Origin of the sequence: Marvinbryantia sp., assembly GCF_047017445.1 — a bacterium.
Lineage (GTDB): Bacteria > Bacillota > Clostridia > Lachnospirales > Lachnospiraceae > Marvinbryantia.
On the sequence record NZ_JBKXTT010000015.1, the window covers coordinates 58,726 to 77,007 of the forward strand.

Below are 18,282 nucleotides of genomic sequence, written 5' to 3' on the forward strand. Positions count from 1 at the left end.
TCTGATTCCCCTTTATTCCTTTTCATCTGTTAAAAACAGTGCATTCACAAATTCTTCCGCATTAAACTTCTGCAGATCCTCAATACTCTCGCCGACCCCGATATATTTCACCGGAATGCCCAGCTCTGAGTGAATCGCGATCGCGATGCCGCCCTTTGCCGTTCCGTCCAGCTTCGTCAGAATGATGCCGGTGATATCGGCAACCTCCGCAAACTCGCGCGCCTGCACAAGTGCATTCTGCCCGGTCGTTCCGTCCAGTACGACAAGCGTCTCGCGGTACGCCTCCGGGTACTCCTTTTCCAGGATGCGGTTGATCTTGCCAAGCTCGTTCATCAGATTCTTTTTATTGTGAAGCCTGCCTGCCGTATCGCAGAGCAACACGTCCGCATGGCGCGCCTTCGCCGCCGCTACCGCATCATAGACCACTGACGCCGGGTCGCTGCCCTCCTGTCCGGAAATGATCTCAACGCCTGCCCGATTGGCCCACTCGGAGAGCTGTTCCCCGGCGGCTGCCCGGAAGGTATCGGCGGCTGCAAGCACCACCTTTTTCCCCTGATCCTTCAGCTTCCCGGCAAGCTTTCCGACACTCGTCGTCTTGCCGACGCCGTTTACGCCGATCACCAGAACGACGGAGGTGCGGTGTTCAAACTCGTAGGCCATCTCGCCGACCTCCATCTGCTGACGGATGCTCTCGATGAGATACCGCTTGCACTCCGACGGCTCCTTGATATGGTTTTCCTTTACCTTTTCTTTTAAATCCTCAATGATCGCGGTCGTCGCGTTAATGCCGAGATCGCCCATGATCAGCGTTTCCTCGATCTCCTCGTAAAAATCCTCGTCGATACTGGAAAAGCCGCTGAAGATGCTGTCGATGCCGGACACAATATTATCTCTCGTCTTGGAAAGTCCCTCCGCCAGTCTCCTGAAAAATCCTTTCTTTTCTTCCATAAAACTCCTCCTTTCCAGGACAGAAGCGCCCTTTCGCAGGCTGTCCTTATCCTATTTATCAAGTTCCTCTTCTACCATATTGACGGAAACCTGCGTGGAAACGCCCTTCTCCTGCATGGTGATCCCGTAGAGGCGGTCCGCCGCCGCCATTGTACCCCTTCTATGAGTAATAATAATAAACTGTGTATTTTTTGTCAACTTTTTCAGATATCCCGCATAACGCGCCACATTGTTTTCATCAAGCGCAGCCTCGATCTCGTCCAGCAGACAGAACGGCGAAGGCTTCATGTTCTGGATCGCAAACAGCAGGGCGATCGCCGTGAGCGCCTTTTCTCCGCCGGACATCTGCATCATATTCTGCAGCTTCTTTCCGGGCGGCTGCGCGATAATGCGGATACCCGCCTCCAGGATATCCTCGTCCTCCACAAGCTCCAGCGTGCCGTGACCGCCGCCGAAAAGCTCCTTAAACGACTTGGAAAACTCCGTCTGCATAATTGCAAATTTCTCCGCAAACTGTTTGCGCATTCCGGTATCCAGCTCTTTGATGATATCTTTAAGCGCCTCTCCCGCCTTTACAAGATCGTCGTGCTGCTCCGTCAAAAATTTGTGCCGCTCGGCGGTCTCTTTATACTCCTCAATCGCATTCACATTGACCGGACCAAGCGCCTTGATCTCACCTTTTAACTCGGAGATGCGTTTCTTTAGCTGCGCCGGATTCTCATGCGCCTTATCCTCGAAAGCGGCAGCCTCGCTCGCCGTCAGACCGTATTCCTCCCACATATAATTGATCTGACGCTCGCGATAGTCCTCCAGGCGCTCCTTCTGGCTTTCCAGACGGTAGCGCTCCTTATCCAGGCTGCTCATCTGCCCGGAAAGCGCCTCGCGCTTCTCAAAGAAATTCTTATGCGCGGCGGACACCTCCTGCCGCTCCTTCGCAAGCGCTTCTATCTGCGTCTGTGTCTCCTGCCGGGCAAGCGACGCATGCGCTATCGTTTCCTCTATCTGTGTGATCTGCTCCGTCTTCTGCGAAACCTCGTCGCCGGAGCCCTGCCGGTCAGCCTGAAGCTGCGCCTCTTCCTCCCGAAAGCTCTTTATCTCGCGCTCCAGCCGCTCCACATTATCGCCGGCAAACGTTTCCCGCTGTGCAAGCTCCGCAGACCGCGTGCGCGCTTTCGCCGTCAGATCGTTCTGCGCCTCCTGCAGGCGGCGCTTTTCCTCCAGCGCCTCCCGGCGTTCCGTAATCTCCGCCTCCAGCTTGCGTTCGCGCTCCTGCGAATCTGCAAGCTCAGATAGAAGCGCCGTCTTCTGTTCCCCGATCTCCGTTATCTGGGAATCCAGCTCCGCGGCCTCGCGCAATAGCTGCTCGTTGCCGGTCTGCGTTTTCTGCCTCTGCCCGTCGATCTCCTCCAGCTTCAGTCTGGCGGTATTCTGCAGCAGATACTGCTGCTGCAGCTTCTCTGTGCGCTTCATCAGCTCCTGCCGGTATTCCTGCCGCTTTTCACGCAGCTCGCCGATATCCCTCTCTGCCTGGCTGACCGCGTCGCTTTTTTCCTTTACACTCTTTTCCAGCTCCTCCGTCTCGCGCCTTCTTCCAAGCAGATTGCTGGAATTTTTGAAGGCTCCGCCGGACATCGAGCCGCCCGGACTTAAAAGATCGCCCTCCAGCGTGACAATGCGCAGGCTCTGCTTATACTTCCGGGCGATCGCGATCGCATGATCGATCGTATCCACCACCAGCGTCTGCCCGAGCAGATATTCTACAAGATTATCGTAGATCTCGTCCGCCTCGGCGAGCGTGCTTGCCACGCCGATCGCTCCCGGCTCGTAGAGCGCCTGCTCCCTCGCCAGGCCGCCGCGCCTGCGGATAGCCGTCAGCGGAAGGAAGGTCGCGCGCCCGTAGCGGTTGCGTTTTAAGAAGGCGATCATGCTCTTTGCCGTCTCCTCATTGTCCGTGACAATGTTCTGGATGCTTCCTCCAAGCGCTGTCTCTATCGCCGTCTCATACTTTTTCTGCGTCCTGATCAGATCGGCGACTACTCCGTGCAGACCGCTCTGCACAGATTTCTGCTCCATGACCTTGCGGATACTGATACCGTAGCCGTCATAGCGCTCCGTGATATTGCGCAGCGACTCCAGGCGGGAAGCCTCGCGATGGTACGCCGTCTTTGCCTCCTCCAGCTCACGGCTGCGCACTGCAAGCGCTTCCTGCATCCTCTGGATATTCTGTTCCACCACGCTGTTGTCCGCGATCATCCGCTCAATGACTGCCTGCGTCTCGTCGTACTCCACCTGCAGCTCTGCGCGGTTCTTCGAGAGATCCTCCTCCTCGCCCTTCGCAGTCAGAAGCCGTCCCGTCAGCTCCGCCTTGCGGATCTGCGTCTGCTCCAGCATCGTTTCATATCGCTGAAGATTTGTCTTTGTAGTGCTTCGCTGGTTGATCAGCGTGATCAGCCCGGACTGCCCCTGTGAGATTTCCGTCTCCAGAGCGGAAACCTCCTTTATAAGCTGCTCCAGGAACTGCTCGTGCTCCTGCTCCTTTGCCCTGGCTGCCGCCGTCTCCTTCTGCAGCGCAAGAAGCGTCTCATTCTCCTTTTCCTTTTGCCCGCTGCGCGCAAGAATGTCTCTCTGCAAAGCAGCAATACGGCTTTCATAGTGCTCGTCGTTCATCTGCGCCGAGCGGATCTGCTCCCTGAGAAGCCCAATCTGGCTTTCGAGCTGCTGGCGAGTGATCTCTGCCTGGTGAAGCTGGTTCTGCTTCTCCTCAATTGCGGCATTCAGGCTCTCCAGGCGCTGCTCGGCGTCCTCATATTCCCGCTTTGCCGCTTCAAGCTGCCCGCCCGCCTGCGCAAGGTCGTTATCGGAGATCGCGATCTTCTCCGTCACCTCTTCAAGCTGTTTCTTAACGCGCCCGTCCTCCAGAAGAAACATATTGATATCCAGCGTTTTCAGTTCTTCCCTGCGCTGCAGATAAATCTTTGCCTTCTCCGACTGCCGCTCCAGAGGTCCGATCTGACGCGTAATCTCTGAAAGGATGTCGCGCACACGCGTGAGGTTATTATTTTCATCCTCCAGCTTCTTCTGGGTAGCCAGCTTGCGCCGCTTGAATTTTACGATCCCAGCAGCCTCATCAAACAACTCGCGGCGCTCCTCCGGTTTCCCGCTTAAAATTTTCTCGATCTGCCCCTGTCCGATGATGGAATAGCCTTCTTTTCCGATACCGGTGTCGTAAAACAACTCCTGGATATCGCGCAGACGGCAGGCTGTGCCGTTGATGAGATATTCGCTCTCGCCGGAGCGGTAGAGACGGCGCGTCACCGTCACCTCATCGTAATCGGTCGGAAGCTGATGATCGGCGTTATCCAGCGTGATCGCAACCGATGCAAAGCCCAGCGGCTTGCGGTTTTCCGTGCCGGAAAAAATGACGTCCTGCATATTGGAGCCGCGGAGCTGCTTTGCGCTCTGCTCACCAAGCACCCAGCGGACGGCGTCCGCCACATTGCTCTTTCCGCTGCCGTTTGGCCCAACGATACCGGTGATCCCGTTGTGAAACTGGAACTTCATCTTATTTGCAAAGGACTTGAACCCCTGCACCTCGATGCTTTTTAAATACATAAATTACTGTTGTCCTTTCAAGATCATCATTGTACGGTAGGCAGCTTCCTGCTCGGCACTCTTCTTTGTCCTTCCGCGGCCTTCCTCAAAGCCCCTGTCGCCGATAAAAAGCTGTACCACAAAGGTCTTATCGTGCTCCGGTCCCTCCTCCCGCAACAGGCGGTAGGACATTGCTTCGCCCTTGAAAGAACTCTGTACAATTTCCTGCAGGATAGTTTTACTATCAAAAAAGAGTTTTTTGTGCTCAACTCCATGTAAGATGAATCTGTTTACAAATTCTTTTGCATTAGTAAAACCACCATCCAGAAAAATGGCGCCGATCAGGGCCTCCATCGCGTCGGAAACCACGGAATCGCGGTGTCTGCCTCCTGTCTGCTCCTCTCCTCTGCCCAGCCGCAGGAAGGAACCAAGCTCGATTTCGGCCGCACACTGTGCAAGAGTTGGCTCACACACAATACTTGCCCGCAGCTTTGTCATTTCTCCCTCCTTCATCTTCGGGTAATGACGATACAGATATTCGCTGCTCGAAAGCTCCAGCACGGCGTCGCCGAGAAATTCCAGCCTCTCATTATCCTTCAGGTTCTTTTTTTTGTGTTCATTCGCATATGAGCTGTGACGGAGCGCATTTTCCAGCAATTCCTTATCCGCAAAGGAGTAGCCGATCATCTGCTCCAGCTCGCTTATTTCTCTTAGCATTTTTCAGACTCCTTAACATACAGGAAGGGCGCTGTCTTCGGCGCCCTTCCACGAAACAGATAATCATTAATTCACTGCGTTTCTGATTGCTTCCACGGCATCGCCTACTGAAACGATTTTTTCCGCTTCCTCTGCCGGAATCTCAATATCGAATTCTTCCTCGATACCCATAATGATCTGGTAAACATCCAGAGAATCTGCGCCGATGTCATCCACAAAGGTCATATCCGTTGTAATCTCATCCGCATCCATGTTCATCACTTCCGCAATAATTTTCTGCAGTTTTTCCAATTCCATAATATTCCCTCCTAATTTTTCTGTTCCTCCCGGAACAGCTCTTTCATCATTTCATCAATGTGCTGCTTTTTAAATTGCACACACTGCATAACGGCATTTTTGATCTCGCCGCTTTTCGCACTTCCGTGCGTCTTTACCACCAGCCCGTTCAGACCGAGCATCGGCGCGCCTCCATACTGACTGACGTCAAAATTTTTGACGTTCTCCTTTAATGCCGGCTTCACCAGCAATCCGCCGAGCTTCGCACGTGTGCTGGTCATCATGCCCTGCTTGATTTTCTTGATCAGCGTGCTGCTCAATCCCTCATAAAGCTTCAGGATCACATTGCCGACAAACGCCTCACAGACAATGACATCACATGCTCCTGCCGGGATCTCCCGCGCTTCCACACTGCCGATAAAATTGATATCCGGGCATTCTTTCAATAAAGGATATGTCTCTTTTACCAGGGCATTCCCCTTTTCTTCCTCCACTCCGATATTGACAAGACCAACGCGCGGATTCTCAATGCCGAGCACGTTTTTCACATAAACGGACCCCATCCTCGCAAACTGAACAAGGTGGGACGACCGTGCATCCACATTTGCGCCGCAGTCTATCAGTAGCGACACGCCGTTTGCCGTCGGAATGAGCGGAGCCAGAGGCGGACGCTCCACACCCCGGATCCTGCCCACGAGAAGCTGCCCGCCGACCAGCACGGCTCCGGTACTGCCGGAAGAAACAAACGCATCCGCCTCTCCCTTCTTTACCAGACGCATACCGACCGCGATCGAGGAATCCTTCTTTCTGCGGATCGCGTTCACCGGCGGCTCACCGGTTTCGATTACTTCTTCTGCATGGACAATTTCTATCCGGTCTTTCGGGTAGGTATACTTCGCCAATTCTTTCTTGATGTCCTCCTGACGTCCGGCAAGGATCACCCGGACGCTCTCGTCAGCGAGCACAGCCTCAACTGCTCCGTGAACCAGCTCAGCCGGAGCATAGTCGCCGCCCATGGCGTCAACGACTACCCGTACACTTTCCTCCATCCAATCATCTCCTTTATCTCTATTCCCTATCATACAAGACATCGTTTTAAAAATCAATATGTAATTTTACAGATGTTACAGCCTTCGCAAACTATGACCTACAGGACCTGCCACCGGCAGCTTCCTTCGGATGCATGGCAGCCGAAAAAAGGCTCCCCGTTTCCGGGAAGCCTTATGCTGTTTCGATTAATCCTGAGCGATAATCTCTTTTTTATTGTATGTTCCGCAGTTCTTGCAGACTCTGTGGGACATCATCAGCTCACCGCATTTGCTGCACTTTACTAAGTTCGGAGCAGTCATTTTCCAGTTTGCTCTTCTTTTGTCCCTTCTTCCTTTGGAAGATTTATTCTTCGGGCAGATAGACATCGTTCACACCTCCTTAAATTTGTTAAAAATCTCCTGGATTTTCGCCATCCGCAGGTCTGTTTCATCTTTCCTGCAGTCACAGGTCTTCTGATTTAAATTGGTTCCGCAGATACTGCAAATTCCCTTGCAGTCTTCTTTGCAAAGCACTTTGGACGGCCAATTCACCAGCAGCTCGGAATAAACAAGTTTATCCACATCCAGATTGTACCCTTCCAAATACACTTGATCTTCCAGCGTCCGCTGGCTCTCCGCCTCGCTCTTTTTCAGATCCGCCTCTTTCTCAAAATGCAGATCCAGCGTAACGTCGACATCCTCCAGACACCGGTCGCAGGGAATACGCACCGTAAGCACGGTATCCCCCGTGATCTGCAGCTCCCTGTCTCCTTTGTTCCGAATATTTAAGGAAACCGGCTGCTGCATGACGATAGGAAACGCACCCATTTTTGAAACAAATTGTTTCATATCCGGCATGACGTCCGTCTGCATCACTCTTCCGTCGTTCTTTAAAACTTCGTTTAAGTCTATCAGCATGACATCCTCCTATCCATACCTGATTATTATAACTATCCACTATGATTTTGTCAATCAGATTTTTAAATAAATAAATATTTTATAAGCCATTTATGATAATGTCCTAGTATACCACATATGAAAATGTCCCGGATGTGGTAAAATATCCTCTATCTATTTTAGATTGGAGGAAATCATTATCAGAAAGGTAATACTTACAATGGATGAACAGAAAAAATACGAAGTGATCAAATCTCTGGCAGATCACCCGGATGGGAATAAGGACAGGGCTGCCCTCACCCTTGGCTGCACCAAACGCCATATCAACCGTATGCTGGCTGGATACCGCAAAGAAGGAAAGGCTTTCTTTATCCATGGCAATAGGGGACGTAAACCGTCCACCAGCATCCCTGACGAGACCCGCAATCGCATCATCGATCTCTACCTTACAAAATATTTTGATGCTAATTTCCAGCATTATTCAGAACTCCTTGAGGCCCATGAACACATCTGCGTCTCACCTTCTTCTGTAGCTAAGATCCTGGAAAGTAAATATATTCTTTCTCCGAAAGTTACAAAGGCCAAGAAAAAGCGTATGGAAAAGGAGCTTCAGGATAAAAAGAAAAGTGCCTGCAGCCTGAAAGAAGCCGCTGTGCTCCAAACCAATCTCGTAGCGGTTGAAGATGCTCATTCAAGACGTCCAAGATGTGCTTATTTTGGGGAACTGCAGCAGATGGACGCAACTCCCTATGAATGGATCCCCGGGCAGGTATGGCACCTCCACCTGGCTATTGACGATGCTACCGGCCGGGTCACCGGAGCCTGGTTTGACACGCAGGAAACCTTAAAGGGCTACTATCACGTATTCCACCAGATCCTGACCACCTACGGCATCCCTTACAGGATCTTCACAGACCGCCGTACGGTATTTACCTATAAAAAGAAAAACTCCCCATCTCTTGATGAGGATACCTATACCCAATTCGCTTATGCCTGCAAGCAGCTTGGTGTTCAGCTGGAATCCAGCAGTGTCCCGCAGGCCAAAGGCCGCGTAGAACGCCTCAACCAGACACTACAGTCGCGCCTGCCAATCGAATTACGATTAGCAGGGATCACGACCATAGATGCTGCCAATGAATTCCTCCACTCATACATAAAAGAATTCAATGAGAAGTTCGCGCTTCCCCTTAATGGTATCAAATCTGTGTTTGAAACGCAACCGGAAAATGAAAAAATCAACCTGGTTCTCGCTGTCCTGACAGAACGGACCGTGGATTGCGGGCATGCGATCCAGTTCCGGCACCGCCATTACCGGATGCTGGACGCCAGAGGGAAACAGGTACATTACCGCAAAGGCACAAAAATAATGGTTATCCAGGCTTTTGACGGAAGCCTTTTCTGCTGTGTCAATGACAAGGATGTCCATGCACTGGAGGAGATCCCCGAACATATGGAAAGATCCCGGGATCTGGATGCAGACTATCAGCCGCCCAAAGCAAAAAGACATTATATTCCGCCAATGAGCCATCCCTGGCGCAGCAAAACTTTCCAGAAATTCGTAAAGACACAGGAGCACCATCTAATGGATGACGTTCCAGCATAAAAAGCAGCAGAAAAAGATGATAGGTATATACCTACCGAAAGGAGAGATCACATGAGGGACTGGATCGACTGCATCGAAGCGCATACAAAAGCACAGAAAAAATATGATAAAGAACATACACAGGGAATTTACTTAAAACTGAACCTCCGCACAGACCTTGATATCATCCGCTGGTTTTGGGAACAGCCGTCAAAACAGGGAGCCGTAAAACGGCTGATCCGTGAGGAGATCGCCCGAAAAAAGGCGGAAGGAACAGGGAGCGGAGGCGTTGTCAGGAGAACCGTGGAATAATGGGGTTGGGGCCCCGTTATGCCGCGAAAGTCTCTTGAGATAAGCCTCACGGAAAACGCTGTTTCTAAGGAGAAAGGATATATGCCCTTTCTCCTGCCCCCTGCGGGGCGGGTTCGGGCAGGGCCCGATTATGGGTCAAGGGACAGGTCCCTTGCGGGTTCTTAGGGCAGAGCCCTAAGCTTCCAGAGGACATCTGCCACGTAGCCATATGAAATCAGCACCGGAAAACCGGTGCTAATGTTTCAGTTTTTTCGGGACATTTTCAAAAATGCTTGACATCAGATTTTTAAATAAATAAATATTTCAGTATAAACAATGCGCAGAGCACATACATTACCACGCTGATTTTCTTTTCCTTTGCCTTTCCGCTGAGCAGATTGATCACCACGTAGGAGATAACGCCCATGGAGATTCCCTCGGAAATGCTGTAAAACATCGGCATTGCCGCGATGCAGATAAATGCCGGGATACCCTCTCCTGCATCCGTAAAATGAATGCTGCCAACGTTGCTGAGCATATAGAAGCCGACAATGATCAGCGCCGGAGCCGTCGCGAACGACGGGATCGCAAGGAAGATCGGGGAAAGCAAAAGCGACAGCGCGAACAGGATCGCCGTCACAGCGGAAGTAAGACCGGTTCTGCCGCCCTCTGCAACGCCGGAAGCACTCTCCACGAAGGTGGTAACGGTGGAGGTACCCATCACAGCGCCCGCCGTTGTCGCGCAGGCATCTGCAAGCAGCGCGCCCTTGATGTGCGGAAGCTTCCCGTCCTTGTCAAGCATATTTGCTTTTGTGGAAACACCGATCAGCGTTCCAAGCGTATCAAACAGATCGACAAACAAAAATGCAAATACGATTACGATCAACTGCAGGATGGAAATGCCGCTGAAGGACATCTTTGCAAAGATCGGCGCAATAGACGGCACTGAGATACCTGCCGAAAAATCCGGAAGCAGGGAATACATGCCGATTTCCGCATTCGGCACATAGATGCCGCAAAGCTGGCAGACAATGCCGAGCAGCCAGGTGATCAGAATGCCCCAGAGGATATTTCCCTTCACATTTTTTACAACCAGGATCGCTGTGATCAGCGTACCGATAATCGCAAGCAGTACCGTGATCCCCACATCATTGAAGGAACCGGCGCCGCCGTTGAGCCCCTGGAAGCTCTCCACAGAGAAAAGCCCTACCAGCGTGCTTCCGTTAGCAAGCACGATCTTTGCATTCTGCAGACCGATAAAAGCGATAAACAGACCAATGCCGACGCTGACCGCATGCTTTAAGCTGATGGGGATCGCGTTGAAGATCGCCTCGCGCACGTTACACAGTGACAGCAGAATAAAGATGACACCTTCAATGAACACGGCTGCCAGAGCTACCTGCCAGGAATAGCCCATCTGCAGGACGACGGTGTAGGCAAAGTAAGCGTTCAATCCCATGCCCGGAGCCAGCGCAAACGGATAGTTTGCAAAAAGTGCCATAAAGAGCGTACCGAGGAAGGATGCTGCCGCCGTCGCCGTAAATACTGCCCCTCTGTCCATGCCGGCCGCGGAAAGGATGTTCGGGTTTACCGCCAGGATATACGCCATCGTCATAAAGGTGGTGATACCCGCGATCACCTCTGTCTTTACATTTGTATTGTTTTCTTTCAGCTTGAAAAGTTTCTCTAACATTTTTCTCTCTCCTCATTTATAAAGGGCGGATGCATTTTGCGGCATCCAAAAAGCAAATGGTTCGACGGCACGCATTCGTCCCACCTGTTTCGTGCCATCGAACCCTTTCCTTACTTTACCCTGTTTTTGCAGCCTTTATACAAGCGCTACCGTCTCGCGGCAGATTGCCAGCTCCTCGTTTGTCGGGATCACTGCAACCTTTACCTTAGAATCTGCGGTAGAAATCACCATGTCCTCGCCGCGCTTCTTATTCTCCTCCGCATCCAGCGTGATGCCAAGGTAGCCAAGATAGCCGAGTACCTTTTCGCGGACGAGTCCTGCGTTCTCGCCGATGCCTGCGGTAAATGCGATCGCATCCACGCCGTTCATCGCCGCCACATAGGAGCCGATGTATTTTGCCACACGGTAGCTGAATACTTCTATAGCCGCCGCCGCATATTTATTTCCGTCGTTCATCGCATCCTCCAGGTCGCGGAAATCGCTGGACAGCTCTTTGGAAATACCGAATACGCCGGATTTCTTGTTCAGCACATTCATCACACCTGCGATATCCAGATTTTCCTTCTTTGCGATGTACTCCATGATCGCCGGATCGATATCGCCGGAACGGGTACCCATCACAAGACCCTCAAGCGGTGTCAGACCCATAGAGGTATCCACACATTTGCCGTTCTGTACTGCGCTGATGGAAGCGCCGTTGCCCAGATGCGCCACGATGATCTTGGAATCGTTCAGATCCAGACCAAGGAACTCTGCAGCATGTTTGGAAACAAAGCTGTGGCTTGTTCCGTGGAAGCCGTAGCGTCTTACAGCATATTTCTCATAATATTCATACGGAAGTCCATAAAGATATGCCTTCTCCGGCATAGTCTGATGGAAAGCGGTATCGAACACAGCTACCATCGGTACGCCCGGCATCAGCTCTGCGCAGGCATTGATGCCGATGAGATTTGCCGGGTTGTGCAGCGGCGCAAGGTCGTTGCACTCCTCGATTGCCTTCAGCACTTCTTCATTGATCACAACAGAGCTTGCGAATTTCTCTCCGCCGTGTACGACTCTGTGGCCGACTGCCTCTACCTCTTTCAGGGATTTGATCGCGCCGGTCTTTTCGTTTACAAGTGCATCCAGCACCATCTGGATCGCCTGCTTGTGCGTCGGCATAGCCGCCTCTGTGATTTCCTTGTCGCAGCCGGCTTTCTGGTAAACCAGTCTTCCGTCGATACCGATTCTCTCGCAGAGACCTTTTGCAAGCACTGCCTCGGAGTCAGAATTGATAAGCTGGTATTTCAGCGATGAGCTTCCGCAGTTAATAACTAAAACATTCATTTTTATTTTTCCTCCTTAGTCCTCAACCTGGCACTGTACTGCCGTAATTGCAACAACGCCGACGATATCCTCTGCGGAGCATCCGCGGGAGAGGTCGTTGACCGGTTTTGCGATACCCTGCGTAACAGGTCCGTATGCTTCCGCCTTTGCAAGTCTCTGCGCCAGCTTATAGCCGATATTTCCGGCATCCAGGTTCGGGAAGATCAGGACGTTTGCTTTTCCGGCAACGTCGCTGTTCGGAGCCTTGGAGGAACCTACGCTCGGAACGATCGCCGCGTCAAGCTGCAGCTCGCCGTCCAGCTTAAGGCCCGGATTCTGCTCTTTTGCGATCTTTGTAGCCTCAACTACCTTATCAACCAGCGCATGCTTTGCACTGCCCATGGTGGAGTGGGAAAGCATTGCAACAACCGGCTCTTCCTGTACCAGCAGACGGAAAGACTCTGCGGAGGAAGCTGCGATCGCCGCCAGCTCTTCCGGATTCGGATCCTGTACAAGTCCGCTGTCGCCGAATACGAACGCGCCGTTTGCACCGTACTCGCAGTCCGGAACTACGATAAGGAAGAATGCGGAAACAAGCTTTGTGCCCGGTTTTGTCTTCAGGATCTGCAGACACGGTCTTAAGGTATCTGCTGTGGAGTGGCATGCGCCGGATACCATACCGTCTGCATCGCCCATTTTTACCATCATTACGCCGTAGTAGAGATACTGGTTCAGAAGGATCTCCTTTGCCTGCTCCGGCGTCATGCCCTTCTTGGAGCGCAGCTCTACCAGCTTGTCTATGTAACCCGGTGTCTTATCGGAGGTAGCCGGATCAACGATCACTGCGCCTGTGAGATCCAGACCTTCGCTGCCCTTCTTTACCGCTTCCTCACTGCCTACCAGGATGATGTTTGCGATACCTTCCTTCAGGATCTGTGCAGCGGCCTCGTAGGTTCTGCGATCCTCTGTCTCCGGAAGTACGATCGTTTTTTTGTTGCTTCTTGCTCTCTCTTTGATTACGTCAATAAATCCCATGATTCTTTGACTCCTTTCATTGTGTTGGCGCGGGCGGAATCCGCTTCGCGTATTCTGATATGTTACATTATACCCATTTATATACATTTTTTCAACACGTAATCGCGATATTACTTCTGTATTTTTTTTAGAACAGAGAGCGCCCATCTGCGGTAGGGCGCATAGCGAAGCGGCAGGTCCAGCCAGAGCGCCTTCTTCATGATACTCTTTTGATGCGAAAAGGCAGTAAAACTCTCTTTTCCGTGATAACTGCCCATTCCGCTGTTTCCAACGCCGCCAAACGGCATATAGGGCGTTGCCAGGTGAACGACCGTATCGTTGATGCATCCGCCGCCATAGGAGGTATGCGACAGAATATAGCTTTCATTCTCCTTGCTCTTTGTGAACAGATAGAGCGCAAGCGGCTTTTCTCGCTTTGTCACAAAGCCTGCTGCCTCCTGGATGGTGTCAAAGGTGAGCACCGGGAACAGCGGTCCGAAAATCTCCTCCTGCATGACAGGGCTTTCACCATGCACAAGATCGACGATAGTCGGCTCGATTTTAAGAGACTCCGCCGCCGTCTTTCCGCCTGCCAGTACCTCGCAGCCTTCCATCAGACGGACGAGGCGCGCAAAATGCTTCTCATTGATGATCTTCGGGTAATTCTTATTCTGCAGCGGTTCCTTTCCGAACTGCCTGCGGATTTCCCTGCGCATCGCCTCCACAAGCCGATCCTTCACATTGCTCTGCACCAGCAGATAGTCGGGAGCGACGCAGGTCTGTCCGGCGTTTAAAAATTTCCCCCAGACGATACGTCGGGCGGCAAGTTTCAGATCCGCCGTCTCATCCACGATACAGGGACTCTTTCCGCCAAGCTCCAGCGTCACCGGCGTCAGGTGTTTTGCCGCCGATTCCATCACAAGCTTTCCGACGTTCACACCGCCGGTGAAAAAGATGTAGTCGAAGCGCTGTTCAAGAAGCGCCGCGTTCTCCTCTCTCCCGCCCTCCACGACCGTCACCAGCCAGTCCGGGTACAGCTCGCGCACCATGCGGGCGATCAGCGCGGACGTGTGCGGCGCATAGGCGGACGGCTTGATCACTGCGCAGTTTCCGGCAGCAAGCGCGCCGACAAGCGGAGCCAGGGAAAGCTGGAACGGATAATTCCAGGGCGCCATAATAAGAACGACGCCGTAAGGCTCGCTGATGCGGAAGCACTTTGACGGGAACTGCGTGATCGGCGTTCGCACCGCCTGCGGCTTCATCCACTTCTGCAGATGCTTTAGCATATAATGCACCTCATCAAGCACAATGCCGATCTCCGTCGCATAGCACTCAAACGGCGCTTTATTTAAATCCGCATAGAGCGCGTCATAAATGTCCTGCTCATGCGCGTGGATCCAGGCGGGCAGCTTCTTTAGCTGCTCTGCGCGGAAGTCATAGCTTCTGGTAACGCCTTTCCGGAAATTGGCGCGCTGCCTGCAGACTGCTTCTTCTATTAAGGTACTCATTGCTCTTCCTCCATAATCTGACGATAAAGTGCGCGGAAATCCTTACGCCCAAAAATAACCGGAACAGGATACAGCGGATTTGCCTCCTGCGACGCCCAAACCGCAAGCACCGGAATATCCTTCTGGCGGATACCGCCGATCTTCTCCGGGATGTTCATTTTCCGGTTCAGCCCACGGACTGCCGCAATAAAAAGCTTCGCGTTTTCCTCCTCCGTGTTTTCCTCCAGGGCGATGCCCGCCACCTCGGAGAGCTCTGCGAGCTTCTTATAGACAACGTTCCCATAATAATCCAGAACATACGGCAGGATCACCGCGTTCGCCAGCCCGTGCGGCACGCGGTAAGCGCCTCCGAGCGCGTGCGCCATCGCGTGTACGTTGCCGACATACGCCCGTGTGAACGCCGCGCCTGCCTGGAAGGACGCCTCCTGCATAAAGCCGCGCGCCTCCATATCGTCGCCGTTTTCATAAGCGCGGTAAAGATAATCGAACACCAGGCGCACCGCGCACTTTGCCTGTTCGATGGTTTTCTTCGTGTTGCTGTTTCCGATATACGCCTCCACAGCGTGCGTCAGCACGTCCATACCGGTGGTTGCCGTGATCATTCTGGGCAGCTTTCGCGTCAGCTCCGGATTAAGCACCGCGTAATCCGGAATCAGCGGAAAATCGTTGATCGGGTATTTGTGCCGTGTTTTTTCATCCGTGATGACCGCCGCCAGCGTCGTCTCGCTGCCGGTACCCGCCGTCGTCGGGATCGCGTAGAGGGGCGGCGTCTTTTTATGTATCTTCAGGATGCCCTTCATCTTCTGCACCGGCTGGCGCGGCTTGACTGCCCGCGCGCCGACCACCTTTGCACAGTCCATCGCCGAGCCGCCGCCGATCGCCACGATCGCCTCGCACTGCGCTTCTTTATATAAAGCAAGCGCCTCCTCGATGTTGGCGATCGTCGGATTCGGGATCGTATCCTCGTACAGCGCATACGACACCTCGTACATCTCCAGCACATCTGTCAACTCCAGATGCAGCCCGATCTGCGCAAGTCCCTTATCCGTCACCACCAGCACACAGTGATAATCCTCTTCCTTCAGCTTTTGGGCAAGACGCACCAGCGCGTCCTCTCCCTCAATAATCTCCGGCGTCCGCCACGGCATCACATACATGCCGTATTTCATAACCTTCTGAAAAATACGGCAGCCGCCCTTTACACAAATATTCATTTTTTCTTTCTCCTCTTTTCTTTGCCGGTCAGAACTGCAAATTATCCGGCACAGCCTGATTTTACCATTGAAGAGATGAAATGACAAGATTGAGTTACATTCGATTCTTTACATCGGAGGCCTGCTGATGTATAATTCGAAACAGAAAATAAGAACAGGAAAAGAAATGTATGGGTACACTGATTAATGTAGCGGCCGTCATACTGGGCGGCGTCCTCGGCAGATTCATAAACGCCGGGGTGATTAAAAAATATGAAGCGTCTCTGATGCATGCACTCGGACTTTGCACATTGTTTATCGGTATCAGCGGCGTTCTCTCGGAAATGCTGGTGTATGAAAACGGCGCTTTTTCGATCACCGGAACGATGCTGATTATTTTTTCACTGGTGCCGGGCACACTGATCGGAGAGCTGCTGCGGATCGAGGAGCGCCTCACTGTTCTTGGCGAGCGCATCAAAAAAGCGGTCGGTGCCTCTAAGGATGCGCGTTTTGTGGAAAGCTTTATGGCAAATATGCTGGTGATCTGCATCGGCGCTATGGCAATTATCGGTTCGCTGCAGGACGGTCTGACAGGCGATTTTTCCATGCTCGCCGCAAAAGCAGCGCTCGATTGCGTGATCACACTGATTTTTGCCTCCACGATGGGGATCGGCGCGGCGTTCGCCGCCATCCCGCTGGGCATTTACCAGGGAAGCATCACGCTGCTTGCGCACGTCATCCAGCCGTTTCTGTCGGATGCGCTCATCGGCGATCTATCCATGATGGGCTCGGTGCTGATTACCGGCGTAGGTATTAATCTGCTCTGGAACAAGGGCATCCGGCTGGCAAATATGCTGCCCGCCATTCTCGGTCCCGTGATCTATCATCTTGTAATTCTGCCGCTGCTGTGAAAAGAAGAAAGGGGTCTGTAATGATCGTTACCGCTTTGATCGCGGAATATAATCCGTTTCATAATGGACATGCGTATCATATCCGGGAAGCCCGGCGTCTGACAGGCGCCGACTTCCTGCTTGTTTTAATGAGCGGGGATTTTGTGCAGCGCGGAGAGCCCGCGGTGATCGGCAAATCCGCGCGCGCCGAGATGGCGATCCGCTGCGGAGCCGACCTGGTGCTGGAGCTGCCTGCCTGCTATGCCTGCGGAAGCGCCGAATATTTTGCCGGAGGCGCCGTCGCTCTTTTAAACGCGCTCGGCTGTGTAGATTATCTCTGCTTTGGAAGTGAATGCGGAAATCTTGATATTTTGCAGACGGCCGCCCAAATACTTTCCGCAGAGCCGGATGCTTTCCGGCAAAAGCTGCAGACGCTTCTGCGGCAGGGTCTTTCCTTTCCGAACGCGCGCCAGGAAGCGCTTGGGTGGTATCTGGAGCAGAAAAATGCGGGCAAAGCCCCCGCACCCCTTCTTTCCCAGCCCAACAATATTCTTGCAGTCGAATACTTAAAGGCGCTCATTAAATCGGGCAGTGTAATAAAGCCCGTCACGATTCAGCGCGCGGGCAGCGGCTATCATGATACAGATATCGGTAATTTTTGCTCCGCCACAGCGCTGCGCAGGGCATTCGCGGATGAGCTATCCGACAGCGTTTTCCCGCCACAGCTTGCCGCTTCGGTTCCAAAAGACGTATACGATATCCTCTCCGCCAACTGGCAGCGCACCTTTCCGGTTTTCGCGGACGATTTTTCGGCTATGCTGCATTACCGCCTGCTGACAGCGCCAGGCTGGGAATCCCTTGCCTCCTGCTTTGACACCCCGGAAACGCTCGCACGTCGGATTTTCCAGATGCGCTACGCATTTACAGACTTTTCTTCCTTTGTGAAGCTTATCAAAACGCGTAATCTCACAGAAGCCATGGTGCGCCGCGCGCTCCTGCATATTCTGCTTTGTCTGCCGCAGCCACAAAAGACAGATCCGGAGCGCTTCCCCGTTTACTATGCACGCATCCTCGGACTTCGCCGGTCCTCCGGTGCGCTTTTGGGACAAATAAAAAAAAGCGGACAAATTCCGCTTCTCTCAAAGCTCGCTGATGCAGGCAGCGTAATCTCCCGGTTTTATCACGATTGCGGCGATGCCGCAGAGCGTGCCCGGCAGATGCTCACGCTGGACATACGCTCCTGCGAAATTTATGGAGCAGCCTGCACCGCAAAATTCGGCTGCCCCACTCCAAGCGAATATACGCGACAGATTTTTACTATGGACCCTCCGAAACGCTGAAAGCGCGGA

At 52.7% G+C, this 18,282-nt stretch carries 16 protein-coding genes; 4 read left to right on the top strand and 12 right to left on the bottom strand.

What is annotated here, in order from left to right:
- Positions 1–12: 12 nt before the first annotated feature.
- From ftsY to ACLU9Q_RS15680, 7 genes are all read right to left on the bottom strand, one after another.
- Positions 13–948: a signal recognition particle-docking protein FtsY gene (gene ftsY, locus ACLU9Q_RS15650; RefSeq protein ID WP_296833364.1), complete on the bottom strand. Its 936-nt coding sequence runs from the start codon at positions 946–948 to the stop codon at positions 13–15.
- Between the two features lie 51 nt (positions 949–999).
- Positions 1,000–4,560, bottom strand: a complete 3,561-nt coding sequence (smc, locus tag ACLU9Q_RS15655; RefSeq protein ID WP_296906981.1) for a chromosome segregation protein SMC — start codon at positions 4,558–4,560, stop codon at positions 1,000–1,002.
- Positions 4,561–4,563: 3 nt separating this feature from the next.
- Complete coding sequence (gene rnc, locus ACLU9Q_RS15660) at positions 4,564–5,256, bottom strand: ribonuclease III (protein WP_302225813.1); 693 nt, start codon at positions 5,254–5,256, stop codon at positions 4,564–4,566.
- Between the two features lie 66 nt (positions 5,257–5,322).
- A complete protein-coding gene (gene acpP, locus ACLU9Q_RS15665) occupies positions 5,323–5,553 on the bottom strand; it encodes an acyl carrier protein (protein WP_296839879.1) in 231 nt (76 codons plus the stop codon).
- Positions 5,554–5,564: 11 nt separating this feature from the next.
- Positions 5,565–6,581 carry a phosphate acyltransferase PlsX gene (plsX, locus tag ACLU9Q_RS15670; RefSeq protein ID WP_296839876.1) on the bottom strand — a complete coding sequence of 339 codons (1,017 nt, stop codon included), beginning with the start codon at positions 6,579–6,581 and terminating at the stop codon, positions 5,565–5,567.
- Positions 6,582–6,767: 186 nt separating this feature from the next.
- Positions 6,768–6,947, bottom strand: a complete 180-nt coding sequence (rpmF, locus tag ACLU9Q_RS15675) for a 50S ribosomal protein L32 (RefSeq protein WP_006861188.1) — start codon at positions 6,945–6,947, stop codon at positions 6,768–6,770.
- 3 nt (positions 6,948–6,950) lie between these two features.
- Positions 6,951–7,478, bottom strand: coding sequence for a YceD family protein (locus ACLU9Q_RS15680; protein WP_296839871.1), 528 nt, complete (start codon positions 7,476–7,478; stop codon positions 6,951–6,953).
- 199 nt (positions 7,479–7,677) lie between these two features.
- Between ACLU9Q_RS15680 and ACLU9Q_RS15685 the strand changes: the two genes are divergently transcribed.
- Positions 7,678–9,060 carry an ISNCY family transposase gene (locus ACLU9Q_RS15685; protein ID WP_412624485.1) on the top strand — a complete coding sequence of 461 codons (1,383 nt, stop codon included), beginning with the start codon at positions 7,678–7,680 and terminating at the stop codon, positions 9,058–9,060.
- Between the two features lie 51 nt (positions 9,061–9,111).
- Positions 9,112–9,351 carry a hypothetical protein gene (locus ACLU9Q_RS15690; RefSeq protein ID WP_412624486.1) on the top strand — a complete coding sequence of 80 codons (240 nt, stop codon included), beginning with the start codon at positions 9,112–9,114 and terminating at the stop codon, positions 9,349–9,351.
- Between the two features lie 286 nt (positions 9,352–9,637).
- Here ACLU9Q_RS15690 and ACLU9Q_RS15695 read toward each other — a convergent pair whose 3' ends face one another.
- The 5 genes from ACLU9Q_RS15695 to ACLU9Q_RS15715 form a co-directional block, all read right to left on the bottom strand.
- A complete protein-coding gene (locus ACLU9Q_RS15695) occupies positions 9,638–11,023 on the bottom strand; it encodes an NCS2 family permease (protein ID WP_296839868.1) in 1,386 nt (461 codons plus the stop codon).
- Positions 11,024–11,158: 135 nt separating this feature from the next.
- Complete coding sequence (locus tag ACLU9Q_RS15700; protein ID WP_296839865.1) at positions 11,159–12,349, bottom strand: acetate kinase; 1,191 nt, start codon at positions 12,347–12,349, stop codon at positions 11,159–11,161.
- Positions 12,350–12,364: 15 nt separating this feature from the next.
- The gene (gene pta, locus ACLU9Q_RS15705) at positions 12,365–13,363 is read right to left on the bottom strand and encodes a phosphate acetyltransferase (protein ID WP_296839862.1); all 999 of its coding nucleotides are present in this window, start codon (positions 13,361–13,363) and stop codon (positions 12,365–12,367) included.
- Between the two features lie 110 nt (positions 13,364–13,473).
- A complete protein-coding gene (locus tag ACLU9Q_RS15710) occupies positions 13,474–14,850 on the bottom strand; it encodes an aldehyde dehydrogenase (RefSeq protein ID WP_296906984.1) in 1,377 nt (458 codons plus the stop codon).
- A complete protein-coding gene (locus tag ACLU9Q_RS15715; protein WP_296906987.1) occupies positions 14,847–16,064 on the bottom strand; it encodes an iron-containing alcohol dehydrogenase in 1,218 nt (405 codons plus the stop codon). The genes ACLU9Q_RS15710 and ACLU9Q_RS15715 overlap by 4 nt, the downstream gene beginning before the upstream one ends.
- 170 nt (positions 16,065–16,234) lie before the next feature.
- Here ACLU9Q_RS15715 and ACLU9Q_RS15720 point away from each other — a divergent pair, with 170 nt between their 5' ends.
- A complete protein-coding gene (locus ACLU9Q_RS15720; RefSeq protein WP_296906990.1) occupies positions 16,235–16,954 on the top strand; it encodes a DUF554 domain-containing protein in 720 nt (239 codons plus the stop codon).
- A gap of 20 nt (positions 16,955–16,974) precedes the next feature.
- On the top strand, positions 16,975–18,273 hold the full coding sequence (locus ACLU9Q_RS15725) for a nucleotidyltransferase family protein (RefSeq protein WP_296906992.1): 1,299 nt from the start codon (positions 16,975–16,977) through the stop codon (positions 18,271–18,273).
- The last annotated feature ends 9 nt before the right edge of the window (positions 18,274–18,282 follow it).